4 protein-coding genes are annotated in these 3,687 nt (G+C 57.2%); 2 read left to right on the top strand and 2 right to left on the bottom strand.

The genetic code is table 11. The features are described 5' to 3' along the window. Positions 1–216, bottom strand: a 216-nt coding sequence (locus VN577_14780; GenBank protein ID HWR16090.1) for a hypothetical protein, incomplete at its 3' end; no start/stop codon positions are given. A 475-nt stretch (positions 217–691) separates the two neighbouring features. Here VN577_14780 and VN577_14775 point away from each other — a divergent pair. Together VN577_14775 and VN577_14770 are read left to right on the top strand one after the other, a co-directional pair. Continuing rightward, the gene (locus tag VN577_14775; GenBank protein HWR16089.1) at positions 692–1,048 is read left to right on the top strand and encodes a PilZ domain-containing protein; all 357 of its coding nucleotides are present in this window, start codon (positions 692–694) and stop codon (positions 1,046–1,048) included. 971 nt (positions 1,049–2,019) lie between these two features. Next, a complete protein-coding gene (locus tag VN577_14770; GenBank protein ID HWR16088.1) occupies positions 2,020–2,664 on the top strand; it encodes a sigma-70 family RNA polymerase sigma factor in 645 nt (214 codons plus the stop codon). Between the two features lie 467 nt (positions 2,665–3,131). Here VN577_14770 and VN577_14765 read toward each other — a convergent pair. Then, positions 3,132–3,687: hypothetical protein (locus tag VN577_14765; GenBank protein ID HWR16087.1), on the bottom strand; the 556-nt coding region annotated here is incomplete at its 5' end.

The following is a 3,687-nucleotide window of genomic DNA, read 5'->3' as shown; positions in this document are numbered from 1 at the left end:
GGACCTGCTGTTGCGGGAAGGTTTCCCGCTGAAGCGCCTCTCCTCGCCGGCTCGCACCTTCGTGGTGCTCATGGCGGCTTCCTTCTGCGCCATCTCCATCTGCTTCCACCCCGCCGAGGCGCTCTGGAGGAAGCCCGCGGCGAAGAGCCGCAGTTCGGCAGCGTGAGCCCTCAGCTTGCGCTCACGTGCGCCTTCGTAAAACGAGGTATGTCCCACGCGAAATCCCTCTTCGGCATCAGTTTGCGCACTAGTCGGTGAAGGAGGCCGTCCTGGACATATCGGGCGCGCCGCGTCGGTAAGGCGGTTCTTTCCGCTTCATGTGCAGGCATGATTACCGAGGCGCGGATTGCAGCCTCGCACCATGCCGAGAACTGCCGGACGTCGGTAGGCGCCACGGTTGGGAGTCCCGGATATGGACAATGAAGAACTCCAGTCAGCGGCGCGACGCTAGAGGCTAAGGCTGCCGGGACGCCGACCAAAGCGGCGGTGTCCTAAGCGCGCGGAACACGTTGAATGACGATCACTGGGAGAAAGAGGGTACCCGGCTGGAGCGAAAACCGGATGGCGCGCCATTAGAACCATACGGGCCGGCTCCGGAGCGAGTAAGCGCCCCAACATTATCACTACCAGTTAACTAAATGCATCTTGAGCAGCAGGATTCCTGACCGCTACCATTTCTTTTCACAGCCACATGATCAACGAGAGCTACGCGACAACTCGCCAGGAGCGGCGCCGCAAACGTCGGTTTCCCATCCAACAGGAGGTTGAATATCGGCTTTTTTCTGGAAACCGTAGAGTGGGCGTCGGCAGGACCATCAATATCAGCAGCAGTGGCGTCTTAATCGATGCTCAGACCACTTTGCCGCCGAGAATGCCGATCGAACTCTCCATTGACTGGCCTGCCCTACTCAACGACCTTTGCCCCATGAAACTGTTGGTTTTCGGCAGAGTCGTCCGTACGAGCGAGCGGGGGACGGTGATCGCCATCGAACGCCACGAATTTCGGACACAATTTCGAGCGTTAAAGCAAGCCGCTGCTGTCGCTTGAGCAGTGCGGCTGCTAGAGGGTAGCGGCTTCGCCAATGGTGGCGTCTCTTGCGATTGCTCGGCAGAGCACACACGTGCGGTCCAATGGGCGATGCTGCGCCACTGGGATTGTCGGGCCATGACCTTGCTGTACCATAGCCGCCCTCACGGTTCGCGGCATAGCCTGTATTCGTGTGTTTCACAGCCGCACGCCGCTCAAACGCCGCGCCTGAGACATGCGGGCTGCGCCGACCGGGCGGGAAGGAGGTAGGGCGTGGATTATCCGAGTTCCGCAGCCGTGCAGCATGGTGCAGGAGGCGGTAGAAGAGCGGCTTGCGTTTCGGCGGCGGACCGACGATCTCATGTGACCAGCGGGTGCCCTGGGTCGTCTTGCGCCTGCCCGCGTTTTGATAATATGATGGTCGGGTATTGCGCTGGACCCAACTGTCTGGATTCTGTTCCGAAACCGGAACACGAGGTTGAAAATAGGCCCTTTTCGTTGATAATGGAGCTTATGCTTGGACCGACGAAAGCAGCAGAATGTTCTGAATCTGGAACAGCGCCTTCAGCGCGCATGATTGAAATGCCTTTGTACCAAAACCGAAATGGCACCAAAGCGTAAGCTTTTCCCAGACCGATGTCCCTCCGATCCAGGCGAGGTTGCGGACGACTATTGCCGAAATCAGCTTTCACCAGAGGAAACCCAAGTCTTTGAACAACACTACCTTGTTTGCCCGCCGTGCGCGGAGGAAGTGTATAGAAGTCAGCAGCTTATGGAGGCGCTGAAACGACTTGAGGCAGAGAAGTAGCTGATCCGAGCACCGCCCCCCAAAGGTGGGCAGTACGGTACTAGAACTGCACCCCCGCTCCAGCCCTACCCCAATACTCGCTATGCGTTCTACCATTTCTTATTAAATCTATATTGCTTCTTATCGGTAGGTCTCAACATTTCAAAATCTTTCCGGCCTGGATCTACAACAAAGAGGGTTCGTAATGTTCTTAGCTAATGCTGCTGGAAGCGGCGCGCAGTGCTCGGAGTCCTCTCGGTACGCCTCGCTCGTGTTCAAAGTCGGAAGAGGCGATCCCAATGGCCTGCGGGAACTCCATGAAGTCATGCACGGTGCGCGTTTCTACTTGGGTCGAGAAGTCGGCTTCGGAAATGCGGACGACTTGTTCGCCGAAACGTTTATAGCTGTTGTTGACGCCATTCAGCGCGGCGGAATCCGGCGGCCTGAATGCCTGATGGGCTTTATCCGAACGGTGCTTCGCCGTCAAGTGGCAGCATACATCAGAGAAACAATTCGCGCTCGCAGCGGTGGCGAACTTCTTGAGACGTTTCCTGATAATACGGACAGTATCGAACAGCATCTGATTCGCGCCCAACATATCGAACTGCTGATGGCGATTTTGCGCAGGCTCTCTGCACGCGACCGCGAGGTTTTGTCGAGGTTCTATCTGAAGAACGAAACCAAAGAGAGTATTTGCGCGGATATGGGGCTGACCGACACGCAGTTCCGGCTACTCAAGTCAAGAGCGAAGGCCCGGCTTGCTGCTAGAATTCAACGCCGGGTCGCCACACCAAAGCGGCTTTTGCGAGCGCCATCCAGCAGTACAGCCTTGCTCGCATCCTGTGCGTGATGTCTGCTTGAAATCCGCCTGACGTGCTCAAGCGGTCTCGATCTGGGCCGGCCACACTCGAACAACACATAGCAAGAAGGAGTACTTCTAGTACTCCTGGTGGACTTGGTAGTTGCAGTGACTGCGGGGAGTGTGAGAGCCTTGCTTTAGGTGCCTTTAAGCACGATATATTATACGGATTCTACCAAAATTCAGTTGTAATTCAACCGAATATTTAGGCGGCTACGCGAGCTGAAGCTCGCGTTTCTCGGAAAGGATTTCCCAGGTTGGTGTTCGGCTCCAATTCACCGGGGAGCTCGCGCTTCGCGAATGTTAGGGACAGGGTTGCGGCGCGTGCTGACGCAGTCGACGACATTGATCGTGTCCTACTGCCAGGCATACGGGCCTACATCTATCGCCATCTACTCAGGCACGATGAAGATCTCGCCCAAGCAATCCTCACGGATGCCCCTAAACTCCTCAGGGAATCAGTGATACCCCCTCATCAGCGGCAGTCGCGCCTTCTGGCAATTGCGGCGCGCCACGTCGCGCTGCACACTCCCCAAGAGGAAAAACAGCAGCGGGAACACACCCATGCCGCTCTCCGCCATTGCTTGATGGACTTGAACGAGGAACAGCGTTCCGCGCTGGTACAGTTCTACGTTCACGGCCGAACCACCGTGGAAACAGAGAATGTGGCCGGAATCAATGGGGATCAGTTCCGGCGCCTTAGGTCTCGGTTGAAGGGCATCGCCGGAAAGGTACGGTAGCGCAGAAGCGAGGTTCGTTATTTGGCACTGGAGCAGATCGAAATCGTGAAGACCCACGGCTGCCGCGCGTGAGAGGCCGCGCAAGGGCGTAGACTGTTCAAGTGTGCATCGGTACCGAACGCGAGCATACTTGGTTCGTCCCGCCTGAACTCCACCGAGTCCCCGCCAAAGGGGCGCGCCACACAGACAGAGTAAGGCCGTCATAGGCATCAGCCCGGAGGGCCGTGACGCGTCTGTGCCAGCGAACCGATTGAACGTTACTTCCCGAAACCAG

The organism is Terriglobales bacterium (assembly GCA_035561515.1).
In the GTDB taxonomy this organism is placed as follows: domain Bacteria; phylum Acidobacteriota; class Terriglobia; order Terriglobales; family Acidobacteriaceae; genus DATMXP01.
The sequence above is the reverse complement of the archived record's forward strand: the minus strand, read 5'-3'. Positions and strand labels throughout refer to the sequence as shown.